Raw genomic sequence first — 25,173 nt, forward strand, 5'->3', positions numbered from 1 at the left:
GATAACCGAAAACTCAAAACTCACAACTGCCAACCGGGAACCCACAACCGAAAACCGAAAAAACTTTTATATAAAATTTAGCATAAAAATATCCCATACTTCTGAATGTTTTAATAGTTTACGGCAATAACTAACTATTGCTAATTAACTCAGCCAAAAACATGATGATTCAAAAAGTATTAGTAGCCAATCGTGGGGAAATCGCGATTCGAATTTTTAGAGCCTGCACCGAAATAGGAATAAGAACGGTAGGTATCTTTACCTTTGAAGATCGCTACTCCCTGCACCGCTATAAGGCCGATGAATCTTACCAAATAGGCCCCGATAAAGAGCCCTTAAAACCTTACCTGGATATAGATGCGATAATCAATACCGCCAAAGAGGTGGGGGCTGATGCTATTCATCCCGGTTACGGATTTCTCTCAGAAAACGCCGATTTTGCTCAAGCCTGTAAAGACAACAATATTATTTTTATTGGGCCAGAGGTTTCGGTATTAAAAAGCCTGGGCGATAAAGTCACCGCCAAAACAGTAGCGGTAAAAAACAATGTGCCGGTGATTCAGAGCAACGAAAAAGATCTGGAAAGTCTGGATATTGCTATTGAAGAAGCCAACCGTATCGGCTATCCCATTATGCTGAAAGCCGCCAGCGGTGGTGGAGGCCGCGGAATGCGAGTGCTTAGGGAAGAAGCTGAATTGAGAAAAGCTTTTTCAGAATCTAAACGCGAGGCACTGAATGCCTTTGGAGATGATACTGTTTTTATTGAAAAATTTATTGAAAATCCGAAGCATATTGAGATCCAGATCGTGGGAGACAACCACGGGAATATGGTGCACCTTTTTGAGCGGGATTGCTCTGTGCAACGCCGTTACCAAAAGGTGATTGAATTCGCACCTTCCTATAACCTTGACCAAACTACCAAGGAGAAACTTTATGAGTATGCCGTGAATATTTGTAAAGCGGTGAATTATAATAATATTGGTACAGTAGAATTCCTGGTCGATCACGATGGCAGTATTTACTTTATCGAGGTGAATCCACGAATTCAGGTAGAACATACCGTTACCGAAGTCGTTACCGGTATAGACCTGGTTAAAGCGCAGTTGTTTATTGCCGGTGGATATAAACTAAGTGACGAGCAGATAAAAATTAAAGATCAGGAATCGCTTAGCACAAACGGATTTGCCCTGCAATGCAGAATTACTACCGAAGATCCCGCCAACGATTTTCAACCCGATTATGGTACCATTACCACCTATAGAAGTGCCTCTGGATTTGGAATTAGGCTGGATGCCGGGAGTTTGTATCAGGGCGTGACTATTTCGCCTTTTTTTGATTCTATGCTGGTAAAAGTTTCTGCCAGCGGTAGAACTTTAGACGGTGCCTGCCGTAAAATGCGTCGGGCTTTAGCTGAATTTAGAATTAGGGGCGTAAAGACCAATATTCCGTTTTTAGATAATATTCTTCAGCATGAAAAATTTAGAGAGGGAAGCGTAACGGTAAATTTTATCGCCAATAACCCCGATCTATTTAAACTGAAAGAAACCCGAAACCGCGCTACCAGGATGGTTGAATTTCTAGGTGATGTAGTGGTGAATGGAAATCCCGATGTAAAGGAAATAATAGAAACACCAAAACTAATAAAAGCCGATGTTCCTGCTTTTGATCACAACGTGGCGTATCCAAAAGGAACCAAAGATTTGCTTACCGAGTTAGGCCCCGATAAGTTTGCCGAATGGTTAAAGAATGAAAAGAAAATTCATTTTACCGATACAACTTTTAGAGATGCCCATCAAAGCTTACTGGCCACCAGGATGCGAAGTACAGATATGCTAAAAGTGGCTGAAGGTTTTGCTAAAAATCATCCCGAAACATTTAGTATGGAAGTTTGGGGAGGCGCTACTTTTGATGTTTGTCTTAGATTTTTAAAAGAAAATCCGTGGGAACGTTTGCAATTACTGCGAAAGGCGATGCCGAATATCTTGCTGCAAATGCTAATGCGAGGTTCAAACGGTGTTGGCTATACCGCTTATCCCGATAATTTAATCGAAAAATTTGTAGCTGAAGCCTGGGAAAATGGGGTAGATATTTTTAGGATTTTTGATTCCCTGAATTGGATGAAATCTATCGCGCCCTGTATTGAATATGTACGCAAAAACACTTCAGGCCTTGCGGAAGCTTCAATCTGTTATACCGGCGATATACTTAACAAAAACAGTAAGTATAATTTGGAGTATTATCTTCAGCTGGCAAAAGACATTGAAAATGCCGGGGCACATATTTTAGCGATAAAAGATATGGCCGGACTATTAAAACCTTACGCTGCCGGCGAACTGGTTTCCGCATTAAAAGCTGAGATCAATATTCCGGTGCATTTGCATACCCACGATACTTCGTCTATACAGGCGGCTACTTATCTGAAGGCCATAGAGGCCGGGGTAGATGTGGTAGACGTTGCGCTGGGTGGACTTTCGGGGCTTACCTCACAGCCTAATTTTAATTCCCTGGTGGAAATGACGAAATCTGGCGAGCGTAAAGCTGATTTCAATATGGAAAAACTCAATGAATATTCGCATTATTGGGAAGCGGTAAGAAAGTATTATTTCCCATTTGAAAGCGGACTTAAAGCTGGTACTGCCGATGTTTATAAACACGAAATTCCCGGCGGACAATATTCTAATCTTAAACCTCAAGCCGAATCTTTAGGCCTGGCTTCAAGGTTTCACGAAATCACCGCGATGTATTCTAAGGTGAATAAGCTTTTTGGCGATATTATTAAAGTTACGCCAAGTAGTAAGGTTGTGGGCGATATGGCGCAGTACCTGGTGAGTAATAATTTGAGTATAGAAGATGTGATGGAGAAGGGTGAAAACCTTTCTTTCCCGCAGTCGGTGGTAAATTTCTTTAAAGGTGATTTAGGGCAACCTCACGGCGGTTTTCCTGCTGAGGTGCAAAAGATCATTCTAAAAGATCAAAAACCTTATACCGATAGACCGAATGCACATTTAGAATCTATAGATTTTGAAAAAGAATTTAAGGAATTCTGCGATATTTTCAAGGAAGGAATGGGTCGAAAACTGGAAATGACCGATTTCCTTTCGTATAAATTATATCCAAAAGTATTTACCGAATATTTTAATCATTACCGAAAATTTGGAGAAGTAATGAATATTCCGACGCCAAATTTTTTCTACGGAATGCAACCCGGTGAAGAGATTACCGTAGAAATGGATAAAGGAAAAACCTTGCTTATCGAATTCTTATCGGTGGGAACTGCAGATGAAGATGGACTCGTAGATGCGTTTTTTAAGGTAAACGGCCAGACCAGAACGGTGAAAATTCAGGATAAATCGGTTAAGGTTGAAAAAGTGGTTCACCAAAAGATCGATAAGTCTAATGATAAAGAAGTAGGCGCTCCAATTCAGGGTTCAATTTCCTCAATTTTAGTCGAAAAAGGACAGAAAGTCAAAAAGAACGAACCTTTATTTGTGATTGAAGCCATGAAAATGGAAACCACCATCACGGCGAATAAAGAAGGCGAAATAGACGAAATAATACACAAAGAAGGTACCATGGTCTTTGCCGATGATTTGGTTATTAAGCTGAAAGAATAGGTTGAATTTATATTCAATTAAAATCCTTTTCGCAGAATATGTAGCCAAAACCTCGAGATTCAGAAAGTCCGATTTTTTATCGGATTTTCGCGAGGTTTTGGCTACGGTTTTTGGCATTTTTGCCAAAAAATTCCTTGCAAATGGCGTCTTTTTCTTTGCTTCGTTTCTTTTGGACGAGCAAAAGAAATGAAGGGCAGATACAACCAAACACAGCTTTTGTCACGGAAGATTAAAAAATAACAAGAAACCAACGTAAAAAACGAAGCAGAATGTTTCACCACACACATCCTTATAAACCTTTTATTCCGGAAAACGCTACAAAACTAATTGTAGGCACATTACCGCCCCCAAGATTTACGAAAGGGGAATTTAAGGAAGGAGACGTGAACTTCTGTTACGGCAGTCGGGACGGACTTTTATGGATTGTTTTGGATAATATTTTTGATCTCGATCTAAAATTTGAAACTACGAAGGCAGCTATAAAGCAACGCAAAGAATTTCTTGAAAAAAGAGGAATTGGTATCTGCGATATGGTAGAAAGCAGTAGGAGAGAAAAGGTAGATGCTTCCGATCTCGGGATGCAAAAGGTGGAACTTAGAAATATGGTGGGAATTTTAGAAAAACACCCAAAAATAGAAACCCTGCTCTTTACCGGTGGAAATTCCAAAAATGGTCCTGAGTATTTTTTTAGAAGACATCTAAAGGAAGTTGAAAGTGATATTAGGTTAAAAGTGATTTCTAACGAGGTGCCCAGGATTCACCAGTTTGTGCTAAAGGGCCGACTTATAAAAACGGTTTCTTTAACGGCACCATCGGGTTCGGCCAATCGAGCTATTGGTAGTATGGAGCTTTATAAACAACTGAAACAAAAGAATGAAGATTTTAATACGATAGATTTTAGAGTGATGCAGTACAGAGAGTGGTTTTAAAGTATTTAATATTCGTCATCGCGAGCGAAGGCACGAAGCACGGCGATCTTTTATTTTGAGTGAGGATTCAAAAAAACTATTTTATCAAGAAGAGATTGCCATGGCGCCTGCGTCTCAATCGCAATGACGATCCAAAATATTCGGAATTCGTGGGGCAGTTTCATTACCATCATCGCGAGCGAGCCACACGTCAAGCTCCAAAATAAATTCGGGGTGACGAATGATACGTCATCCTGAACTCGTTTCAGGATCTAAATTGAAATTCTACCTACTTTTACCCTGAATGAAAGATTGAGTGAGACTTTGAAATGATTTAGAGAGAAGAACTTATAAATTTCGTTTAAAAAATAATCTTAGTAAAAACAAAAACCCTGAATCTAAAAGTATAAACTTTCAAATTCAGGGTTTTCAGACGTAGTCAACTTACAACTACTGTAATTCTTTCTTTTCCTGTTCGGCCATGGTGGTTGGTTTTACCCTAAATTTTTTACGTTTAGGTCTTAATTTTCCATGAGTACCGATCGCAATTTTTCCGCGTTTCGTTTTTTTGTCTCCACGTCCCATAAATTACTTTTTATTCTGTTGGTCTTTTATGGTTTTTTCATCAATATCAACCTTATTGGTCTGTTTATCAGTTTTCCCCGTTGGGTTGGTTGGATTTTCCTGACCTTTCTCTCTTTTTCTTTTATTATCTTCAATTGGACCGCCCATAATTGTTGTTTTTTTGATTCACTTACTAAGATAATAATTCAGAATCTTAAAACCTGCCAAGACCATGTTAGAATTTGGTTAAACCGGTCTGATGTTTTTCACAAAATCGCCTATATTATTTTTCCCATTAGCATTAAGATGTTTGATAAATGCCGAACCAATAATAGCGCCTTTTGCATATTCCGTAGCTTGGTTGAAGGTCTCTTCGTCGCTAATTCCAAAGCCTACAATTTGCGGATTTTGAAGTTTCATTGCTGAAATTCTTTTAAAATAATCTCTGGTCTCCTCACTAAATCCGGAAGTAGAACCCGTAACACTCGCAGTACTTACCATATAGATAAATCCGTTAGAAACAGAATCAATAAACCGAATACGCTCTTCAGAAGTTTGCGGCGTGATCAGGAAAATATTCTGAAGCCCGTTTTCTTCAAAAATCGACTTGTATTCTTCATTATACACATCAACGGGTAGATCCGGAATTATAAGTCCGTCAATTCCGGTTTCAGCGCATTTTTTGCAGAATTTCTCTACACCATACTGAAGAATTGGATTAAAATATCCCATAATAACCAGTGGAATTTCAACAGAGTCCCTAATTCCTTTAAGCTGTTCAAAGAGTCTATTGGTAGTCATTCCGCTTTTCAGCGCCTTGGTAGAACTCTCCTGAATAGTTGGGCCATCGGCCAGGGGATCGCTAAAAGGCAAACCGATTTCAATAAAATCCACCCCGTTCTTTTCTAAATCCTGAATAATGGAAACTGTATCTTCGAGTTCAGGATAACCGGCGGTAAAATAGATAGAAAGCATCTTTTGCTCTTCCTGAAGTTTTTTATTTATTCTGTTCATTTTCAATATTCTTATAAATCGTCATTCTGTCCCGAAACTTCGGGATATTTCAGAATCTAATTTGTTTTCAATTTTTTCGCCACGAATACACTCATCCCTATTATGTCGTTGCGAGGGCAGCGCCCGTGGCAATCTTTTTACAAATCGAAATAATCAATATAGGTACTCAAATCTTTATCGCCACGACCCGAAAGATTGATTACTACTACATCATCTTCTTTAAATTTTCGGTTTTCAAAAATCGCCAGGGCGTGAGAAGTCTCAATAGCAGGAATAATCCCTTCCAGTTTTGCCAGTTCCTGGCCGGCATTCATAGCCGCTTTATCGGTTATGGAAATAAACTCTCCACGGCCACTTCTAAACAAATTGGCGTGCATTGGTCCCACACCCGGATAATCGAGGCCGGCAGAAATAGAATACGGCTCAGTAATTTGTCCGTCATCGGTTTGCATCAGCAGCGTTTTACTGCCGTGAATAATACCTTCTTTTCCTAAAGCTGAGGTTGCAGCACTTTCACCGCTTTGTATACCTTTTCCGGCAGCTTCCACCGCAATAATCCCAACTTCCGGATTGTCTAAATAATGATAGTAAATTCCGGCTGCATTACTTCCTCCACCTACACAGGCCACTACATAATCAGGATTTTCCCGATTTTCTTTTTCTTTCAGCTGAACTTTAATTTCCTCAGAAATCACCGCCTGAAATCTCGCTACCATATCGGGGTAGGGATGAGGCCCAACCACGGAACCAATGATGTAATGAGTATCCAGCGGGTTGTTGATCCAGTCTCGAATCGCCTCGTTCGTGGCATCTTTTAAGGTTCGACTTCCCGATTTTGCCGGAACTACTTTGGCTCCAAGCATCTTCATTCTGGCCACGTTTGGCGCTTGTCGTTCAATATCAATTTCGCCCATATAGACAATACATTCAATGCCCATAAGCGCACAAACAGTAGCCGTAGCTACACCGTGCTGGCCAGCACCGGTTTCAGCGATTATGCGGTCTTTTCCAAGGCGTTTTGCCATTAAAATTTGTCCTACGGTGTTATTGACCTTATGCGCACCGGTATGGCATAGATCTTCCCGTTTCAGATAAATTTTTGTGCCGTATTTCTTACTGAAACGCTCTGCATAATAAAGCGGTGTTGGGCGCCCTACATAATCGTGCAACAAATCTTTAAACTCTTTCTGAAAAGATTCCTCTTTCATAATATCCAGGTATTGCGAACGCAACTCCTCTACATTGGGATAGAGCATTTCGGGAATAAAAGCTCCGCCAAAATCGCCGTAATATCCTTTTTCGTTAGCCTGATAGCTCATTTTTATTTTTTTTATTTGAGTGCTTCGAATGCACTAATTTCTATCTAGTTATTGCGAGGGCAGCGCCCGTGGCAATCTTTATAATTTTAAACAATAGATTGCTTCTCCCCATCGGGATTGCAATGACGTAGTTATTATTAAAACCGCTTTTTAAATTCTTTTAATTTTTCAACATTCTTAAAACCAGCTTTCTCTTCAAATTTACTATTTACATCTATGGCGTAAAGCAAATTTTCTTTACCATTTTCTACAAAATAGGCTTTAAGCTCTTGAATTGCTTCAACTTCTTCCGGTCCAATTCCTCCACTTAAAAAAAAAGGTTTTGTTGAAGGATAATCTTTTAAAACCTCCCAATTAAAAGTAATTCCGTTTCCGCCTTTATTTTTCCCTTTAGTATCAAAAAGGAAATAATCTACAACAGTTTCATATTCCTTTAAACGCTCAAAATCGAAATCGTCTTTAATAGAAAACACCTTTATAAATTCCACTTCAGTTTCGATCAAAAGCGTTTTTAGTTCAGCGCAAAAAGCAGCGCTTTCCTCACCGTGTAACTGAATAGCATTTAGATCATGCTCTTTAATTCTCTCAAGGATAATATTGATCTCTTCATCAACAAAAACGCCGGTTTTTTTAACTGCTGAAGGAATTTTAGGCATCTTAGCCTCGAAATACCTGGGAGTTTTTTCGTAAAAAATAAACCCCATATAATCAGGCTGAAGTTTTGCAACTTTGCTGATGTTTTCGGGATGCTTCATCCCACATATTTTGAGTTTTATGTTTTTCATTTTTAGCGTTCTTTTATTCTCCACCTTAGCTTCGGAATTACTGAAAGTCTATTAAACGTCATCCTGAATTTATTTCAGGATCTAAGTTATTGATAATCCAAATTTGTTAGAATCCCGAAGTAAATTCGGGATAAAGTCTGAAACAAGTTCAGCTTGACGAAAACCAGACTTTAGGATAGCCCAACTATTTTATTATTTGCTCAATTCTCTCACAAACTCAGCCGCAGCTTTTCCCGGATCATCAGTTTTCATAAAATTCTCACCGATCAAAAATCCTTTGTAAGCAAATTGCTGCAAATCTTTGATTGCGTCAACTGAGCTAATTCCGCTTTCAGAAACTTTTACAAAATCATCGGGGATCTTTTCTGAAAGCTTTTTGCTAATATCGGTAGATACTTCAAAAGTCTTTAAATTCCTATTATTTACACCCAACATATCTAAACTAGGCATAATAGACTTTTGCAATTCTTCTTCGTTATGCACTTCCAGCAATACTTCCAGACCTATACTTTTTGCAAATTCTGAAAGTCTTTTAATTTCTTCCCGTTCCAGCACCGCAGCGATAAGTAAAATCACATCGGCACCGTGAGCTCTGGCTTCCAAAAGTTGATATTCATCAATAATAAATTCCTTTCGCAATAAAGGCATTTTAACCGCCGCACGGGCATAAAGCAAATCGTCTAAAGATCCGCCAAAATATTTGCCATCGGTTAATACAGACATTCCGGAAATTCCTGCATCTTCATAGCCTTTAGCTACATCTTCAACATTCAGATCCTGATTAATTACCGATTTTGAAGGGGAACGTCTTTTATGTTCAGCAATAATCCCGGTTTTACTGGTTCTTAATTTTTCTGCCAGAGAAATTGTTTCGCGCTCAAAAAGCGCCGATTGTTCCAATTGTGACACGGGAACTACCAGTTTTTTTAAGACCAGTTCTTTATGTTTGTCGGCAATTATTCTATCTAGAATGTTCATTTTTATAATCTTTGTTCTATAAAGTTTTTTAATACGTCATCCTGAACTCGTTTCAGGATCTAAGTTGATTAATAATCAAAACATGTTAGAAGCTGAAACAAGTTCAGCTTGACGGTCGTAAGACTTTCTACCTCTTTTTAATGCTAACTTCTTTACTCGATAATCGAGATTGAATGCTCTAAGGCTTACGTCGAAATCAAATTATATTTTTCAATAATAATGCTTCGTGAGCTTGCTCCGAAGTATTTTAATTGCTCAATTCCTGTAACTTCTCCAATACTTTTAAAGCTTTCCCTGAATTTATAGATTCCCGGGCGGTTTCAAAACCTTCTTTAACACTAATTTGTTTAGCAGTTGCGATTGCCATTCCGGCGTTAGCGCAAACCACGTTATTTTGGGCCTGGGTACCTTTTCCTTTTAATATATTCACGAAAATTTCTGCAGAACTTTCAATGGAACCGCCACCGGCAATTTCTTCCTGATTTAAGGTTTCTACCCCAAAATCTTCCGGACTCAGCATTCCTTCAGAATTATTGGAAATTGTTTTGGTATTTCCGGTAAGGGAAATTTCATCATAACCATCTAAAGCATGCAAAATAGTGAAATTCTTATCGGTGTTTTGATATAGGTAACCATACATTCTGGCTAGTTCCAGGTTAAAAACTCCTACAAGCTGATTTTGCGGAAAAGCAGGATTTACCATTGGCCCAAGCATATTGAAAAAAGTCTTTACCGCAAGCGACTTCCTGATTGGCGCCACGTTTTTCATCGCTGGGTGGAATAGGGGAGCGTGTAACACACATATCCCGGCTTCGGCGATACATTTTTCAAGAAATCCGGCATCATTACTAAATTTAATTCCCAGGCTTTCCATAACATTAGAACTACCACTTACCGAAGAAACTCCGTAGTTTCCGTGTTTTGCCACATTTACTCCCGCTCCTGCCGTTACAAAAGAGGAAGTGGTAGAAATATTAAATGTATTTTTCCCATCACCACCGGTTCCGCACAGATCTATCGGGTTATAGTCACTTAAATCTATGGCTACACAAAGTTCTAAAAGCGCATCCCGAAATCCCTCCAGTTCTTCTATAGTAATGCTTCGCATCATATAAACCGTGAGAAATGCAGCGATCTGACTTTCGTTATATTCTCCATTAGAAATACTGAAAAGCGCCTGCTTCGCTTCATCTTTGGAGATGGTTTCGTGATTAATTAACCTGTTTAGTAGTTCTTTCATATCTAATTTTGTCATTCCCGTAAAGACGGGAATCTGTTTAATTGGAATTTGTAACTCCCGCGAAAGCGGGAGTCTTCTTAAGCATTACTATCACTTCTTAGAGATTTCCGCCTGCTCGGAAATGCCTATGATTCTACCCAATTCTGAATCATTTTTTTTCCATCTGGAGTCAATACCGATTCTGGGTGAAACTGCACTCCACGCACATCAAACTCACGGTGACGAAGGGACATGATTTGTCCTTTTTCATCGTAGGAAGTTGCTTCCAGGGAATCGGGAAGCTCTTTTAAAACTACCCAGGAATGGTAACGGCCTACGTTCATTCTTTTTGGAAGATCTTTAAAAAGTGGTTCATCGTCTACACAAAGATCCATCGTGGTAGCAATGCCGTGATAAACCGATTCCAGATTGCCCAACGTCCCGCCAAAAACTTCGCCTATGGCTTGTTGCCCGAGGCACACACCTAAAATGCTTTTAGTTGAAGCATATTTTTCTATAATTGGTTTTAATAATCCGGCTTCACTTGGAATTCCCGGGCCGGGAGAAAGCAGGATCTTATCATATTCCTCCACGTCTTCCAGCTCTAACTGGTCGTTTCTTATTACGGTGACCTCGCAATCTAATTCTTCTAAATAATGTACAAGGTTGTACACAAAAGAATCGTAATTATCTATAACTAATATTTTTTTCATTCTACCTGGTGTAAAATTCTATTTTTAATTCCTTTATATATCTTCAGCGATATCCAATGCCTTGGTTAATGCCCCTAGTTTATTGTAAACCTCCTGTAATTCGTTTTCTTCTACAGACTCTGAAACCACGCCTGCGCCGGCTTGATAATGCAATTGGTGATCTTTACTTACAAAAGATCTAATAATAATCGCGTGGTTAAAATTTCCGTGGAAATCCATAAAGCCAATAGCACCTCCATAGGCATCACGATTTACATTTTCGTATTTCTCTATGAGTTTCATCGCGCTATGTTTTGGGGCACCGCTTAAAGTTCCCGCCGGGAAAGTATCGGCTACCACCTGCATTGTAGGCGTTTTAGGGTCTTTGGTGCCGGTTACTTTGCTTACCAAATGTATGACGTGAGAGAAAAACTGAATTTCTCTATATTTTTCAACCTTCACATTACTTCCGTGTCGGCTTAAGTCGTTACGAGCCAGATCAACCAACATCACGTGTTCAGCATTTTCTTTTTCGTCGGCGGCTAGTTTTTTGGCTAGTTCAGCGTCTTCTTCATCGTTTCCGGTACGTTTAAAAGTTCCGGCTATAGGATGGATTTCTGCCTGCCCATCCTGAACAACCAATTGTGCTTCAGGGGAACTTCCGAAGATTTTAAAGTTTCCATAATCAAAATAGAAAAGGTAGGGTGAAGGGTTTACGCTACGTAAAGCCCGATAAACATTAAATTCATCTCCCTTAAACTTCTGAGAAAACCTGCGCGACAGTACAATTTGAAAAACGTCACCACGATAGCAGTGCTTTTTTCCCAGTCGTACATTTTCCCTGAATTCTTCGTCTGTAAGGTTTGAAATTGGTTCCTGCTGACGTTCAAAATTATAAGTCGCGAAATTTTTGACTTTTATCAGTTGCTCGATTTCAGCGATCTTTGAATCGGTATCGTAACTGTGATCAAAAATATAAGCTTCATTATTAAAATGATTTATAGCGATAATATTTTGATAAACTGCGTAATAAATATCCGGAAGTTTAAGATCACCATTTCGCTTTTTAATCTCTAAATCTTCAAAATACCGAACTCCATCATAAGCGATATAGCCAAAAAGACCGTTGTTGATAAATTTAAAATCAGAATCTTCAGTTTCGAATTGCTTTGAAAATTCCTGGATTTGTTGCGGTACGTTAACTCCAGGAGTGATCTCTGTTGCTTTTTTGCTTCCGTCAGGAAAAACTTCGGTAATCACTTCGTTTTGAATCTTAATAGAAGCGATAGGATTGCAGCATATATACGAGAAACTATTATCGTTGGCGTGATAGTCACTACTTTCCAGTAGGAGACTGTTAGGATATTTGTCCCGAACTTTTAAATAAACACTTACCGGTGTAATGGTATCGGCAAGAAGTTTTTTATAGGTGGTCTTTAGTTGATACATAAATTATTTATTTCTGTCGCTCCCGTTAAGGCGGAGGTTAATTTTCAAATTTCTTATATAAAAAAAGGCTTGTCGTGAGACAAGCCTTTTGTATGAGATTATACTATAGCGATGTTACTTCACGACGTTTGACGTAAATTTTTCCACCACCAGGTATTTGTTGTAATTGTTTTCATAAAATATAATAAATGCCAATTATTGGCTTTCATTGCTTCAAAGATAGAAAGCTCTTTTAAATAAACAAGGAGATTTTATAAAAAGAAAAGCCGGAAAAGTAAATTTAACTTTTCCGGCTGGAATTGTGCAATCTAATTATTAGAATTTCAACTCAATATTTAAATCGAAATTATCGTAAATCGTTTGATCTCCAAGTCCGCTAAAAAAGCTACCGGAATTGTATTTCACATTGTATTTAGAACGGTCTATACTCAATTTAGTAGTCGCAGTATTTCCGTTTTTATCCAAATCGAAAGTTACCGGATGGGTGTTTTCTTTAATAGTAAGATCTCCAACCACACCATATGTGCCATCGTCTTTTTTAGCTACGCTGGTAATTACCAGTTTTGATGTTGGATGATTATCTACTCCAAAGAAATCATCTGAATTTAAGTGACCTTCCAAACCTGCTTTATCGTCTCCTTTAAGATCGGTTACGGTAATTGTGGTCATATCCATTACAAATTCACCTCCTGTAATTTCGTCATTTTCCAATGTTAATTTACCTTCTTTAAGATCTATAGTTCCTGAGTGTGATCCTAAAACTTTTTTTCCTTTCCAGGCGATATTACTAGCCTGGGTATTGATTTGTTTTTCCATAATAATTATTAATTTTTCTTTTTCTTTTTCAATTTTCTTTATAGCAATTAATTTCCCTTTAGAATTAGAATTTTAATTCTACCTCAAGTTCAAAATTATCGTAGATGGTTTGGTCACCAAGGTTATCAAAGAAACTCCCTGAACCATAACGAACATCGTATTTAGAACGGTCTATAGTTAGCTCTGTAGAAGCTGAATTATCTTCCCAATCTAAATCGAACGTCACGGGATTCGTTTTATCTTTAATAGTAAGATTGGCTACCACCCCGTAAGTTCCATTGCTCTTTTTAGCAACGCTTGTAATAACCAGTTTTGAAGTTGGATGGTTTTTTACTCCAAAGAAGTCATCAGATTTTAAGTGACCTTCTAATTTTCCTTTATCTTCACCAGTAAGATCGGTAACGGTGATAGAGCTCATGTCTATTACGAATTCCCCTCCGGTAAGTTCACCATTTTCCATAGTAAAATGTCCGTTTTTAAGGTCTATGGTTCCGTAGTGAGAGCCGGTTACTTTTTCACCTTCCCAGTTAATGTTGCTTTCTTTTACATCAATTTTTTTATCCTGAGCATTCACTGTTGTAAACGATAAAAATGATACAAGAAATGCAGATGCAAATACAGTTTTTAAAAGATTCTTTTTCATAGCAATTTTTAATTTAAATTAATTTGATTTTGGTTTATATTAAATGGAATAATTCTTCTTCTTGTTTTCTAACTTTTTTTGCGTGTTGCAATTGGTCTTCTTCACTTCGGTACCCGGCTGTAGCGATCACTGCAGTAGTTAAATTTGTTCCTGAAATTCCCAGTATTTCATCGAACTTTTGCGCGTCAAAACCTTCCATAGGGCAGGTGTCAATTTTTAAATTTGCTGCTGCAGAAAGTAAATTTCCAAGCGCGATATAAGCTTGTTTCTGCGCCCAAACAGATTGTTGTTCTTCGGTCTTACCTAAAATATTAGAGGTTAACATATCTTTTAATCCGCTTAGATCCTGCACCTGAACTTCTCGAATTTTACTAATATTCTCCAGATAAGCATCAATATAAGCCTCATTCAATTTCTTAAGTCCTGCGAAGACAAATACGTGTGAAGCATCAGTAAGTTGAGACTGGTTCCAGGCAGCCGCTTTTAATTTCTCTTTGGTTTCCCTGTCGGAAATCACAAATACCTCGTAAGGCTGAAGTCCGTATGAAGAAGCAGAAAGCTGAATGCTTTTTTGAAGTTTCTCTACGTCTTCCTGATTTAAAGATTTTTCTGCATCAAACTTCTTGGTGGCATAACGCCAGTTTAAATTTTCTATATAATTTTCCATAGTTATTTTCTTATTTTATTTAAACAATCAGTAACAATTTCAATTTCTTCTTCGCTAATATCCTGAATTAGCTCTTTTTCTACTGCATCAACTTTTGGGTCAATTTCTTTCAAAAGCTCTAAACCTTTTTCAGTAATACTTATTTCCACTTTTCTACGGTTAGCTTCGCAAATAACCCTTTCAGTAAGGCCTTTGGTGATAAGTTTGTCTACCAACCTGGTGGTATTACTCATCTTACTCACCATTCTTTCCTGTATAGTGCTAAGATTTGCCGGTTTTCCTTTTTGCCCTCTCAATATTCGAAGCACATTAAATTGCTGTATAGAAATATCAAAAGGCTTAAGGGCAGTAGCTACTTGCTCGTCTATAAGATTTGCAGTAACCAAAATGCTAAGACTTAGCTTCCTGGCCGGTGGTAAATTGTTCGTTTTTAATTGATCTTCTATCTTCATTTGTCTAAACAACATTTGTATGTACAAATATAAGCTAGTTTTGTAATTTAATTCTAAAATAAATGTTAATTTTTTTCGGCCGGAATCGAAGGCAAATGGAGGCGCTGTTTTTTAAAACTTTCAATATCTTTACACTGAAAAATATATTAGGAATCACAGATCACCTTTGTTTAGGGGATTAATAAAAAATAAAATTTATGAAAGAACTTAGTCAGGATGAATGGCAGTCACAGCTGAAAAAAGATGAAAACGCGGTGATTTTAGATGTAAGAACCGAAGAAGAAGTAGAGGATGGGTATATCCCTAAAGCTAAAAACCTCGATATCTATAAAGGCCAGGAATTTGTAAATGAGGTTGAAAAACTTGATAAAGATAAGAATTACTATATCTATTGCCGTTCTGGAAAGCGTAGTGCACAGGCTTGCACAATTTTAGATCAGATGGGTTTTGCTAATACCTACAATCTTGAAGGCGGCTTTATGGAATGGGAAGGAGATAAGGCTGGAGATTAAGTTATTAAAAAGCAGTAAAATCAATTTTACTAGATAATCGAGATTTAAATGCTCCGAGGCATACCGCGAAATTTAAACAATAGTGTTCACTGAATGCCCCGTGGGCTTGCTCCGAGGTAGTTTTACTGCTTTTTTATTTAATTAGATCTATCAATTAACAACCAACGTGTTCCTATACTTATTATAGTAAGGATTTTACCATTTGATATACTGGTTATACTATTATCCTGCATATCGTCCAGTTTATCTCCATTTACGAAATTAAGCGGCGTGGTACTACTTCCCTTACCTATTAATACCAGTTCCCGACCTTTATTGGACGAGGCATCAGGAAATGTAATTGATGAAATATTCGGGTTAATCCTTAAGAAATAAACTTCTTCCCCAATGGTGTAAGTTCCAGTTTGACTTCCTGTACTTATAAAATTTCTGGTGTGGTTGTGTTTCCAATTGAGATTACCTGAATTATCTGAAACTAAAATCTGATTTTCTGCTCCCCGGGAATCCGGAAAAATATATTCTTCAGCCTGAGTTCGACCTATTCCTATACGGCCAGCGAAATATCCGGCAAAAACCCTCGAGCTAGAATTGCCTTCGGCACGAGCGTAAATTCCGTAGATATTTCCTCTTCCGGTGGAAGTTCCAATTTCAGTTAAAATTCCGTAATTATTGCTGTTTGCACCTTCTGTTCGTCCTACTTTATTGTAAATCCCAAAAATATCACTGCTACCGGTTGTTTTATTGGTGTTAAGATGAAGACCATATCGCTCACCCTCTCCCTCACCGGAAATATTTAATTTTATGCCATACTTTATAGCATTGGTTTTACTACGATTCCTTATTTCAATTCCATAAGTATTTCTGGTTTCAGCAGAATTATTATTATCTATTTCAAGGCCTTTTTTAATATCCTGGGAATCATCTGGATTTATGGCAATTTGAAGTTTGCTTTCAATCTCTTCAGTCCCGATACCAATATTTCCTTCCCTGAAGATATTATCTACAATATTGCCCGGACTTTCGGTAGAATTAGGTTTATAAAAATTTGCTGCTTTAGCATCATCAACTATAGATTTCCAGATATTTTCCCGATGATGCCAGTAGTAAAATCCTGATGGTGAATTATTAAAATTCTCACTAAGAAAAATTAGCATTCCGTGTTGTGCACTTCCGGGATTTTGAGCGGTAAATTTTTTTAGACGGGGAATTAATATTCCGTCTATGCTGGACGGGCTGCCCTTATCTGAAGCAACTATATCTAATTGAGCTCCCGGTTCGGTAGTTCCAATTCCTACCTGGGAGAAAGCTGTGGTGGCTAAAATTAAAAAATAGAAAAGTATAATTTTTTTCATCCTACTAAAAATACCGGTTAAGACTAAGGTGTTTTTTAGTTAGGGGTGTTTTGGATTTTTAAATATACTTTCTGAAAAAAAATTTTACGGCTTCAACTAATAATAAGGGATTTCCCTAGCTCTGCGTTTCTTTAATTTTATTCTGAAGCATTTTTATTTCGTCTCTGTGTTTTGCCGCCGCCATAAAGTCCAGATCTTTTGCTGCCTTTTCCATTGCTTTTCTTTTTTCCCTAATTCTTTTTTCCAAATCTGGTTTGGTCATATAGGCTACTTCGGCTTCGGCAGCTTTAGTAGTTAATGGTTTTTCAGCGTCATAAACATCCAGTTTTTCTTTAATTAGTGTACTGTTCTCTAATCGTTTAACCAATGCCGTTGGACGAATGTTATTTTCTTTATTATAATTTATCTGCTTGTTTCTTCGATATTCGGTTTGATCTATGGTTTTTTGCATACTGTCGGTAATTTTGTCGGCATACAAAATCGCTTTTCCTTCTACGTGACGTGCGGCACGACCAATAGTTTGGGTAAGGGACCGGTTGCTTCTAAGAAATCCTTCCTTGTCAGCATCAATAACCGCTACCAGAGAAACTTCCGGAAGATCCAGACCTTCTCTTAGCAGGTTTACTCCAATAAGAACATCAAACAATCCCCGGCGTAAATCCTGCATAATTTCTACTCGTTCCAGAGTATCAACGTCTGAATGAATGTAACGGCACCTAATATTAATACGGGTAAGATATTTGGTGAGTTCCTCTGCCATTCTTTTAGTAAGCGTAGTGACTAGCGTTCTTTGATCTTTCTCGTTCCTGGTGTGAATTTCTTCAATGAGATCGTCAATTTGATTTAAGCTGGGACGTACTTCAATAACAGGATCTAGAAGTCCTGTGGGTCTAATTACCTGTTCTACGTAAACACCTTCAGATTTCTGTAATTCGTAATCGGCAGGGGTTGCACTCACATAAATCACCTGGTTTTGTAGCGCCTCAAATTCTTCAAATTTTAAGGGTCGGTTGTCCATTGCGGCCGGCAGCCTAAATCCATATTCAACTAAAGTCTCTTTCCTGGACCTATCGCCACCATACATAGCGTGTACCTGCGGAATGGTTACGTGACTTTCGTCAACTACCATTAAAAAATCATCTGGGAAATAATCTAAAAGACAGAAGGGTCGTGTACCGGGTTGCCTGCCGTCAAGATAGCGAGAATAGTTTTCAATACCTGAGCAATAGCCCAGTTCCCGAATCATTTCCAGATCAAAATTGGTTCTTTCGTCCAGGCGTTTTGCCTCCAGGTGTTTACCAATATCCCTGAAATAATCAACTTGTTTTACAAGATCGTCCTGAATGTGGTGAATCGCATTTTGCATCACATCAGGCGATGTCACGAACATATTGGCAGGATAGATATTCAGGCGTTCGTATTTCTCGATAATATCGTTGGTGCCGGGATCAAAAGCTTCAATTTCTTCAATTTCATCTCCAAAAAAATGTACGCGGAAAGCATTATCGGCATAACTAGGGAACACATCTACGGTATCCCCTTTAATCCTGAAATTACCGTGGGAGAATTCAGCTTCGGTACGGGAATACAAACTTTGAACCAGTTGATGTAAGAATTTGGTGCGGGAAATTTGCATATCCCTTTCAATAGAAACTACATTTTTACGAAACTCAACCGGGTTACCAATGCCATATAGGCAGGAAACCGAAGCCACGACAATCACATCCCTTCTTCCACTTAACAGCGAAGAAGTAGTACTGAGTCGTAATTTTTCAATTTCTTCATTAATCGAAAGGTCCTTTTCAATATAAGTTCCCGAAGTAGGAATAAAAGCTTCGGGCTGATAATAATCGTAATAACTTACAAAATATTCCACCGCATTATTCGGAAAGAATTGTTTGAATTCTGAATAAAGCTGAGCAGCAAGTGTTTTGTTATGTGCCAAAACCAGGGTAGGTTTTTGGACTTCCTGAATAACATTGGCTACAGAGAAAGTTTTACCAGAACCCGTCACTCCCAGCAGGGTTTGGTATTGGTCATTATTATTTATTCCGGTTACCAGTTGTTCTATCGCTTTTGGCTGGTCGCCGGTGGGTTTGTAATCTGATTCTATCTTAAACTTCATTCGTGTTCCTCGCTTATTCTCACGAAGCTAATCAATAATCCTGCCTATTCAAACTGATAAACTTTTCCTTAACGTTTTTATTGCGAAAGCTTTAGAAACCAAAACTGATATTGCTAAAATGTCATATTTTTTGAACTACAAATCGCGCTTTTTAAGTAAACGGTATGAAAGAAAAACAAAGATAGTAGTCCAGAAGATAACAATTAATAGCTGATCCCAATGGATTCCATAATCTTTATCAAATTCAGATCCTAATTGGGTGGCGGCGGTTTGCACCGCAGATAACCTGGAGAACGGTTCTTTAATGAGATTACTCATAGATTCCAGCGGAAAAAATCGTGCGATATTATCGGCAATTTCGGAATCCCTAAAAATCTGCCATTTTAAAACTCCATAGACAATACTTTCCAGAATCCACCAGATAAAAAGAAAACCAAGTGCGAAAGCAGAACGTTTAATAAGAATTCCAAGAAACATACAAAAGGCAAAAAAGCCGGTAAGTTTCACGAAATAGGCGATCATATATTCCATATCTGAAAAGATGATGGAAGCTTCTGTAAAATCTGAGAATGAAAGTCCTAAAATCAACGAAACGATGAATAGAAATAAGGTCGAAATTAAAGAAAACACCGTGACAGTTAAGAATTTTGAAGCGATGAACTCCTTTTTGCTCAGGCCGTCTATCAGGTTTTGTTTTAAAGTCCGGTTGCTGTATTCATTAGACATCATCGAGACGATTACGATGGCCAGGAATAGTTTTAACAAAGCCGCGATATAGGAATTAAAATGCCAGATATATGGGAAATTAAAAATCCCCTGATCGGCAACGCGAAAGTTTATTGCACCTAGATTGAATTCAATAGAAGCAATTAAAGCGATAAAAGTTATTAAAATAAAATAGGTGAAAACCAGTATTTTTGCCGAGCGGCTATAGCGTAATTTATGATATTCTATCTCTAAAAGTCGTAGCATTATGCAGATGGAGTTTGATTGGTTAATGTAAGGAATTGTTCTTCCAGGCTTTCTTTACGTTTTACCAGGTAAGAAAGTGAAAGTCCTTTTTCAAACAAATATTCGTTAATAGTTTCAGCATCCATAGGTTCCTTCAGAATAGCCGTAACAATATTTTCTTTTTCTGAAACATTTTCTATTCCGGGATGCGCAATAAGTAATTCCTGAAGAAGTTTCATATTTTTTGCCTGCAGTTCAAAGAAACCGTGGCTGGCATTTATAGCATCTACAGGGCCGCTGTAAAGTTTCTTCCCATTTCTTATAATAACTACGTGAGAGCAAACTTTTTCAACTTCGTCAAGTAAATGGGAAGCGAGTAAAATGGTAGTTCCTCCAGCTGCAATTTTCCGGATAATCTCCCGAATTTGATGAATTCCCTGTGGATCCAATCCATTTGTAGGTTCGTCTAAAATTAGAATTTTCGGATCATTAAGCAGGGCAGAAGCAATGGCCAGGCGCTGCTTCATCCCCAAAGAAAAGGTTCTAAATTTACTGTCTTTTCTATCCAGCAATCCAACAATTTCCAGTTTTTCGTCAATTTTATCTTTTGGAACATCTTTAATCTTACACACCAAAGCCAGGTTTTGCGCAGCTGTCATATAAGGGTAAAAATTGGGATGTTCTATAATGGCGCCCACTTTCTTTAAAGCTTCGTGCGTATCTGTGTTTCCGTTAAACCAGGCAAATTCGCCAGAAGTTTTATTGACTACGTTAAGTACCATCCCAAGCGTAGTAGATTTTCCACTTCCGTTAGGCCCTAAAATACCGTAAACATTGCCTTTTTCTATGGTAAAAGACAGTTTGTCTACCGCGGTAAGTGCGCCATATTTTTTAGTAAGGTCTTTGAGACTTAGAATTGTTTCCAAAATTGAAGAAAAGTTTAAAGTATGACGACGAAGTTATGGAATTGTTACAGATTTCGCTTGAGAAAGCTTATTTTTGAGAAAAAGCATACATAATATGGAAGAAAAGCTGATGTCTAAAAAGAAACCTTCATTTGCCGTAAATGAAAGGTTGAACCGATATCTGGCCAAACATAACCGAAACACTAAAATTCCGGTTTTCTATGATGATTTATTGCGCTTTTCCGGATCGGTGGTGGTGTACGATCAGCACGAAGAAGATACATTTTGGGTACGCTGCTATTATCCAGATTTTGAACGGGAAGAAATAGATAACAGCCTGAAACAGGTGTACACCATTATGCATTCAGATGGGAGTGACGACTCGCTGGAATTCTTAAATGTTGATGCTATAGATTATTGCACCTTCGGAAATTCAAAACCTTTTCGTATAAAAGTGCGAAATATTTTGAATGATAGTTTTACTTATTTCTATGTAAAAAAAGCTGATGCTTCCAGGATCTATGGACTCGAATTTGAACATTTGCTTTCTCCACACCGAATAAATTTTCTGGTTTATAAAGACACTTTAATTGAAGAACATATTGCCGGAATTCCGGGTGATGTATTTATTGAAGATCATTTGCCGAGTTGTGATAATAGGGCACAAACGCAAATTGCAAAACAATTTGTAAAGTTTAATGAACGTTGCACCGTAAGGCTTTTGGGCGATATGCGTTCTTATAATTACGTGGTGATTCCCACGCACGATTTTGACCATGTAGAATATCAAATTAGGGCAATAGATTTTGACCAGCAATGTTTTGAAGGGAATTTAAAAGTTTATCGTCCGCAGTTTTTTAAAGAGAATTTAAAAATGGTGGAGTTGGTGCAGGACAAACTCCAGGAATCTTCAATAGAACAGTATAGAAAAGAAGAGCGTTCCCTGCTGGCAAAAAGGATTATTAATACCCGCCCGCGATACAAAGAATTGCTGCGTTGTATGATTAACGATCACGTTTCTACCCAGGCGAATGTAAAAACCTTAAGAAGCGACCTCTATAAATATACCAAGGATATTAAGTTTAAGCGTGCCAGTACTATGGGCCAGATTCTTAGAACGGCGCTAGATTTTGTACGCCGCAATTATGAAGATGTAAATATGAAACGTTTGCTGGAAAGTTCGTAGGAATAAAAAAGCCCTCACAGGTATCAAAAATCTGTGAGGGCCGGTTATCTCTCTAAATCTACAAAAATTATTGGTGGATTCGTGGCTATTTTTTTAGAAAATTTTCTTAACTTTTCTCTTCCTTATTAAAATAAACAAGGTAGTAATACATTTGCTTTTCTTCGTCCCAGCCTTTTTCCACAAACTTATCGGCAGACTCTGCGTTTACAAAGTCCATTTTAATCTGAATATGCGTATCAAGATTAATTACGCTTTTAATTTTCTTTCTCGCATCGGTTACTGCTTTGTTGGCGATAGGGAAATTGGTAAGATCTTCAATTTTGTATTTTGGTGCTTTTTCGGTTTTATAATGCTGAAATTCAGGTAATAATTCGGGATTATCTATTACCGAATTCAGGAAATTACTTTCTTCAAAATCATCGTTTTTCGCGAAGTAATCCATACTTCGGTTCATAAACATCACCTCTTCTTTTTTATCTTCGGCAGGTAAAACTACATCTTTAGCGAAGTTCTTGCAGAAGTTTAGATAACTTTTGGTATTGTAATTCTCATCGCGCATTACATCTACCCCTAAAAAGTTTTCCAGCCAGTATTTGGTATCGTATTTATTAGAATCTACTGAAAGGATTTTATAACCTTCTTCACGGTTTTTATTGAAAATTAGTGCGCCTTTATCGAGTTTGTTGAGATTTATTCCTTGTTGAACAATCATCTCCAAAATACTGCCATTTTCTTCAAACTGAAGAAAATCGTGCTTTAATTCAGATTTAAAAATCCCGATTCCGGAAACCTTTTCATTATCTATTTGCAGGTTTTCAAAATAAACCACATAAACTTCACCGCTTTTTATGTGCGGGTGAGAAGATTGCTCAAACAATAAAGTAGTGATCTTTTTTGAAGCTTCGTGAATATTTCCCGGATCGTCAAAAACTGCATTCGCCAGGTTATATAATTCGTTGAATTCAAGATCGGTTTCGTGAGAAAAATTGAAATAATTTTCCTCTTTTTCTCTAAAAGGTTTTAGAAAATATTCCTTTATCAAAGGAGTTATTTCATCGTTTAATTGATAAGGAGCCGCAGAGAGAAAAATATTCTCGTTTCGGCTTTTGTTCCCAACCCTGTGAATAGAAAGGGATTCAATTTGCGCATTAAAAAGGTTGATCATTCAGTATATAATTTTTGTCATTTCCGAGAAGTCGGAAATCTATTTTAATCATCTCCGTCCCAATAAATATCGGGATAAACTGCAGCGGAAATCTTATTTTATTAGTAAGGTATGACGAATTAAATTTAACATCAATTCGTCATTGCGGATTACTTCACTCCATTCTTAATTACGATTCTTAATGAAATAGGAACGACTTAGATCCTGAAATAATCCCGACGCCTCGGGACAGGATAATGGTAAACCAAGATCCCGAAACAAGTCCGGTATAATTGCTTCGCAATTAATTCCAGTTTTCATCAAAAGAAAGATCGTCGTAATCGTTGGTGTTAAATCCCTGGTCAAACATATCTCCACCACCGGCGTCTTCATCGTCTTCGCCTACAAAATCTTTATCCGGTGCACTATCAGGCAATTGGCCGTGAACAAACATAAGGTTTGGGTAATCTCTACCAGCTTCAATTTCACCAATCTGGGCAAGTTCAATTAAGAAAGTCCACATCTTTAGAAAATCGTAAATATAGATTATATTTCTATTGTCTTCATCTAAAATAGACTCGAGGCTGGTTTCGTTCATTAATCGTACTTCACCGCCCATATCAAACTGAGAGAATTCTTCTCCCTGTTCCCATTTTTCATCGCTTAAATAGAAGGAAGCCATTTCTGTGCCATCAAAGCCAAACGACTGTAAAATGGTGTTATGAAGGTCTTCCAGGCTACTTTCCTGTAGTATTTCTATATCCCTAAATACATCTTCTTCAGCATCAAGAATTACTCTAAATCGGTAAACCATAATATCAAATTTTAAGGGGCAAAGTTACAAAGTTTTCAACTTTCTGCCCGCCGCAAAGCTTTCCAATAATAAATAAAACTGAAATCCGAACAATATTGAGGCAATTACTAAATGGAGCGGTTGCGAAAGAAATGGAAAATCAAAATTATACATCGCAATTCCGGTAGCGATTTCTAATAATAGTAGTATTAAGACCCAGTTTATCTTTCCAAATTGAAGCTGAAGTTTTCGGTTTTTCCACCATAGAACAAGGTTTACAAAAAGAACAAGAATTGAAAAACTGCGGTGTACATAGAAGTTAAGGTCGGGATTAGCTAACCATAATTCTTTTGCATCGTATCCAAGTATTTTAACCTGTTCATCAACCAGCTGTCTTACCTGGGTTCCTAAAACCACCTGGATTAGTGTTAATCCCACGGCGAGAATCATTAAATTTCTAAATGTTCTATTCGGAACTTTGTTTTTTACTTTTTCTTCGGCAATAAATAATAAATAGAGAAGAAGGGCCACAATTACCAGGGCCATAACCATATGAATGGTGATTCTAACCGGCGATAAAACAGAATACACTACGGTGGCACCCAGCCACGCCTGGAATCCCATAAGAAAAACGCTAAGCCAGGAGAGGAGAGTGATTCGTTTTCTTTTTTTCCATTTTTTGAAGGAAAGTACTGCCATAATTAGCACGGCAAAACCGGCTAAAGCACCCGCGAGCCTATTTATATATTCCACCCAGGTATGCGCAGGATTAAAAATAGCGTAATCGTGTTTGGTGTAAGTTTCCCAGTTTTCTTCGGAATATTTTTCTTCAGAAGTAAAATCGGTTGCGGCTACTTTCAAAGTCTCATCCACAATTATCACCTGTCCTTTTTCATATTCTCGATTGGCCTGAAATTCCAATTCTGAAACTTCTGTAGGTGGAATATAATAACCGAAACATTTTGGCCAGTCTGGACAACCCATTCCTGACCCTGTCATTCTTACCACTGCACCGGCAATAATTACCAGGTAAACCAGGATAAGGGAAATTTTAACCGATTTTCTATACATTTTATTCAATCTTT

General features: G+C 37.8%; 24 protein-coding genes. 4 read left to right on the top strand and 20 right to left on the bottom strand.

Features of this window, described 5'->3' with window-relative positions; genetic code table 11:
* The first annotated feature begins 161 nt into the window (after positions 1 to 161).
* Together B4F31_RS12480 and B4F31_RS12485 are read left to right on the top strand one after the other, a co-directional pair.
* On the top strand, positions 162 to 3,614 hold the full coding sequence (locus B4F31_RS12480) for a pyruvate carboxylase (RefSeq protein ID WP_286761418.1): 3,453 nt from the start codon (positions 162 to 164) through the stop codon (positions 3,612 to 3,614).
* 269 nt (positions 3,615 to 3,883) lie between these two features.
* The gene (locus B4F31_RS12485) at positions 3,884 to 4,543 is read left to right on the top strand and encodes a uracil-DNA glycosylase family protein (protein WP_075326241.1); all 660 of its coding nucleotides are present in this window, start codon (positions 3,884 to 3,886) and stop codon (positions 4,541 to 4,543) included.
* Between the two features lie 429 nt (positions 4,544 to 4,972).
* On the opposite strand, the gene B4F31_RS12490 is transcribed toward B4F31_RS12485, so the two are convergent.
* The 13 genes from B4F31_RS12490 to B4F31_RS12550 all read right to left on the bottom strand — a co-directional run bounded on the left by B4F31_RS12490 (position 4,973) and on the right by B4F31_RS12550 (position 15,120).
* Positions 4,973 to 5,107 carry a 30S ribosomal protein THX gene (locus B4F31_RS12490; RefSeq protein ID WP_286761419.1) on the bottom strand — a complete coding sequence of 45 codons (135 nt, stop codon included), beginning with the start codon at positions 5,105 to 5,107 and terminating at the stop codon, positions 4,973 to 4,975.
* A gap of 3 nt (positions 5,108 to 5,110) precedes the next feature.
* The gene (locus B4F31_RS12495) at positions 5,111 to 5,254 is read right to left on the bottom strand and encodes a hypothetical protein (protein WP_177195633.1); all 144 of its coding nucleotides are present in this window, start codon (positions 5,252 to 5,254) and stop codon (positions 5,111 to 5,113) included.
* Between the two features lie 78 nt (positions 5,255 to 5,332).
* Positions 5,333 to 6,100: a tryptophan synthase subunit alpha gene (gene trpA / locus B4F31_RS12500; RefSeq protein WP_075326242.1), complete on the bottom strand. Its 768-nt coding sequence runs from the start codon at positions 6,098 to 6,100 to the stop codon at positions 5,333 to 5,335.
* A gap of 137 nt (positions 6,101 to 6,237) precedes the next feature.
* Positions 6,238 to 7,419, bottom strand: coding sequence for a tryptophan synthase subunit beta (gene trpB / locus B4F31_RS12505; RefSeq protein ID WP_075326243.1), 1,182 nt, complete (start codon positions 7,417 to 7,419; stop codon positions 6,238 to 6,240).
* 137 nt (positions 7,420 to 7,556) lie between these two features.
* A complete protein-coding gene (locus tag B4F31_RS12510; RefSeq protein WP_286761420.1) occupies positions 7,557 to 8,204 on the bottom strand; it encodes a phosphoribosylanthranilate isomerase in 648 nt (215 codons plus the stop codon).
* 192 nt (positions 8,205 to 8,396) lie between these two features.
* On the bottom strand, positions 8,397 to 9,182 hold the full coding sequence (gene trpC, locus B4F31_RS12515; RefSeq protein ID WP_075326244.1) for an indole-3-glycerol phosphate synthase TrpC: 786 nt from the start codon (positions 9,180 to 9,182) through the stop codon (positions 8,397 to 8,399).
* A 247-nt stretch (positions 9,183 to 9,429) separates the two neighbouring features.
* A complete protein-coding gene (gene trpD, locus B4F31_RS12520; RefSeq protein ID WP_075327940.1) occupies positions 9,430 to 10,422 on the bottom strand; it encodes an anthranilate phosphoribosyltransferase in 993 nt (330 codons plus the stop codon).
* Positions 10,423 to 10,547: 125 nt separating this feature from the next.
* Positions 10,548 to 11,114: an anthranilate synthase component II gene (locus B4F31_RS12525; RefSeq protein WP_075326245.1), complete on the bottom strand. Its 567-nt coding sequence runs from the start codon at positions 11,112 to 11,114 to the stop codon at positions 10,548 to 10,550.
* A gap of 33 nt (positions 11,115 to 11,147) precedes the next feature.
* Positions 11,148 to 12,542, bottom strand: a complete 1,395-nt coding sequence (locus B4F31_RS12530; RefSeq protein WP_075326246.1) for an anthranilate synthase component I family protein — start codon at positions 12,540 to 12,542, stop codon at positions 11,148 to 11,150.
* Positions 12,543 to 12,857: 315 nt separating this feature from the next.
* The gene (locus tag B4F31_RS12535) at positions 12,858 to 13,358 is read right to left on the bottom strand and encodes a YceI family protein (RefSeq protein ID WP_093301993.1); all 501 of its coding nucleotides are present in this window, start codon (positions 13,356 to 13,358) and stop codon (positions 12,858 to 12,860) included.
* A gap of 64 nt (positions 13,359 to 13,422) precedes the next feature.
* Positions 13,423 to 14,001: a YceI family protein gene (locus B4F31_RS12540; RefSeq protein ID WP_093301996.1), complete on the bottom strand. Its 579-nt coding sequence runs from the start codon at positions 13,999 to 14,001 to the stop codon at positions 13,423 to 13,425.
* A 34-nt stretch (positions 14,002 to 14,035) separates the two neighbouring features.
* Positions 14,036 to 14,668 carry an NAD(P)H-dependent oxidoreductase gene (locus B4F31_RS12545; protein ID WP_075326249.1) on the bottom strand — a complete coding sequence of 211 codons (633 nt, stop codon included), beginning with the start codon at positions 14,666 to 14,668 and terminating at the stop codon, positions 14,036 to 14,038.
* 2 nt (positions 14,669 to 14,670) lie between these two features.
* Complete coding sequence (locus tag B4F31_RS12550; RefSeq protein ID WP_075326250.1) at positions 14,671 to 15,120, bottom strand: MarR family winged helix-turn-helix transcriptional regulator; 450 nt, start codon at positions 15,118 to 15,120, stop codon at positions 14,671 to 14,673.
* Positions 15,121 to 15,317: 197 nt separating this feature from the next.
* On the opposite strand from B4F31_RS12550, the gene B4F31_RS12555 reads away from it, so the two are divergent.
* The gene (locus B4F31_RS12555; protein WP_075326251.1) at positions 15,318 to 15,632 is read left to right on the top strand and encodes a rhodanese-like domain-containing protein; all 315 of its coding nucleotides are present in this window, start codon (positions 15,318 to 15,320) and stop codon (positions 15,630 to 15,632) included.
* A 137-nt stretch (positions 15,633 to 15,769) separates the two neighbouring features.
* Here B4F31_RS12555 and B4F31_RS12560 read toward each other — a convergent pair whose 3' ends face one another.
* The 4 genes from B4F31_RS12560 to B4F31_RS12575 all read right to left on the bottom strand — a co-directional run bounded on the left by B4F31_RS12560 (position 15,770) and on the right by B4F31_RS12575 (position 20,986).
* Complete coding sequence (locus B4F31_RS12560; RefSeq protein ID WP_286761421.1) at positions 15,770 to 16,984, bottom strand: hypothetical protein; 1,215 nt, start codon at positions 16,982 to 16,984, stop codon at positions 15,770 to 15,772.
* Between the two features lie 115 nt (positions 16,985 to 17,099).
* A complete protein-coding gene (uvrB, locus tag B4F31_RS12565; RefSeq protein WP_075326253.1) occupies positions 17,100 to 19,109 on the bottom strand; it encodes an excinuclease ABC subunit UvrB in 2,010 nt (669 codons plus the stop codon).
* A 135-nt stretch (positions 19,110 to 19,244) separates the two neighbouring features.
* Positions 19,245 to 20,081 (bottom strand): ABC transporter permease, encoded by an 837-nt coding sequence (locus B4F31_RS12570; RefSeq protein ID WP_075326254.1) that lies wholly within the window; start codon positions 20,079 to 20,081, stop codon positions 19,245 to 19,247.
* Positions 20,081 to 20,986, bottom strand: coding sequence for an ABC transporter ATP-binding protein (locus B4F31_RS12575; RefSeq protein WP_075326255.1), 906 nt, complete (start codon positions 20,984 to 20,986; stop codon positions 20,081 to 20,083). The genes B4F31_RS12570 and B4F31_RS12575 overlap by 1 nt, the downstream gene beginning before the upstream one ends.
* Before the next feature lie 94 nt (positions 20,987 to 21,080).
* Between B4F31_RS12575 and B4F31_RS12580 the strand changes: the two genes are divergently transcribed.
* Positions 21,081 to 22,151, top strand: coding sequence for a hypothetical protein (locus B4F31_RS12580; protein ID WP_075326256.1), 1,071 nt, complete (start codon positions 21,081 to 21,083; stop codon positions 22,149 to 22,151).
* A 106-nt stretch (positions 22,152 to 22,257) separates the two neighbouring features.
* Here the strand turns inward: B4F31_RS12580 and B4F31_RS12585 are convergent, their stop codons facing one another.
* The 3 genes from B4F31_RS12585 to B4F31_RS12595 all read right to left on the bottom strand — a co-directional run bounded on the left by B4F31_RS12585 (position 22,258) and on the right by B4F31_RS12595 (position 25,159).
* The gene (locus tag B4F31_RS12585; RefSeq protein WP_075326257.1) at positions 22,258 to 23,316 is read right to left on the bottom strand and encodes a nucleoid-associated protein; all 1,059 of its coding nucleotides are present in this window, start codon (positions 23,314 to 23,316) and stop codon (positions 22,258 to 22,260) included.
* Positions 23,317 to 23,599: 283 nt separating this feature from the next.
* Positions 23,600 to 24,109: an IS1096 element passenger TnpR family protein gene (locus tag B4F31_RS12590; RefSeq protein WP_075326258.1), complete on the bottom strand. Its 510-nt coding sequence runs from the start codon at positions 24,107 to 24,109 to the stop codon at positions 23,600 to 23,602.
* A gap of 24 nt (positions 24,110 to 24,133) precedes the next feature.
* Positions 24,134 to 25,159 carry a COX15/CtaA family protein gene (locus tag B4F31_RS12595; RefSeq protein WP_093302004.1) on the bottom strand — a complete coding sequence of 342 codons (1,026 nt, stop codon included), beginning with the start codon at positions 25,157 to 25,159 and terminating at the stop codon, positions 24,134 to 24,136.
* Between the last annotated feature and the right edge of the window lie 14 nt (positions 25,160 to 25,173).

Source organism: Salegentibacter sp. UBA1130, assembly GCF_002311535.1.
In the GTDB taxonomy this organism is placed as follows: domain Bacteria; phylum Bacteroidota; class Bacteroidia; order Flavobacteriales; family Flavobacteriaceae; genus Salegentibacter; species Salegentibacter agarivorans.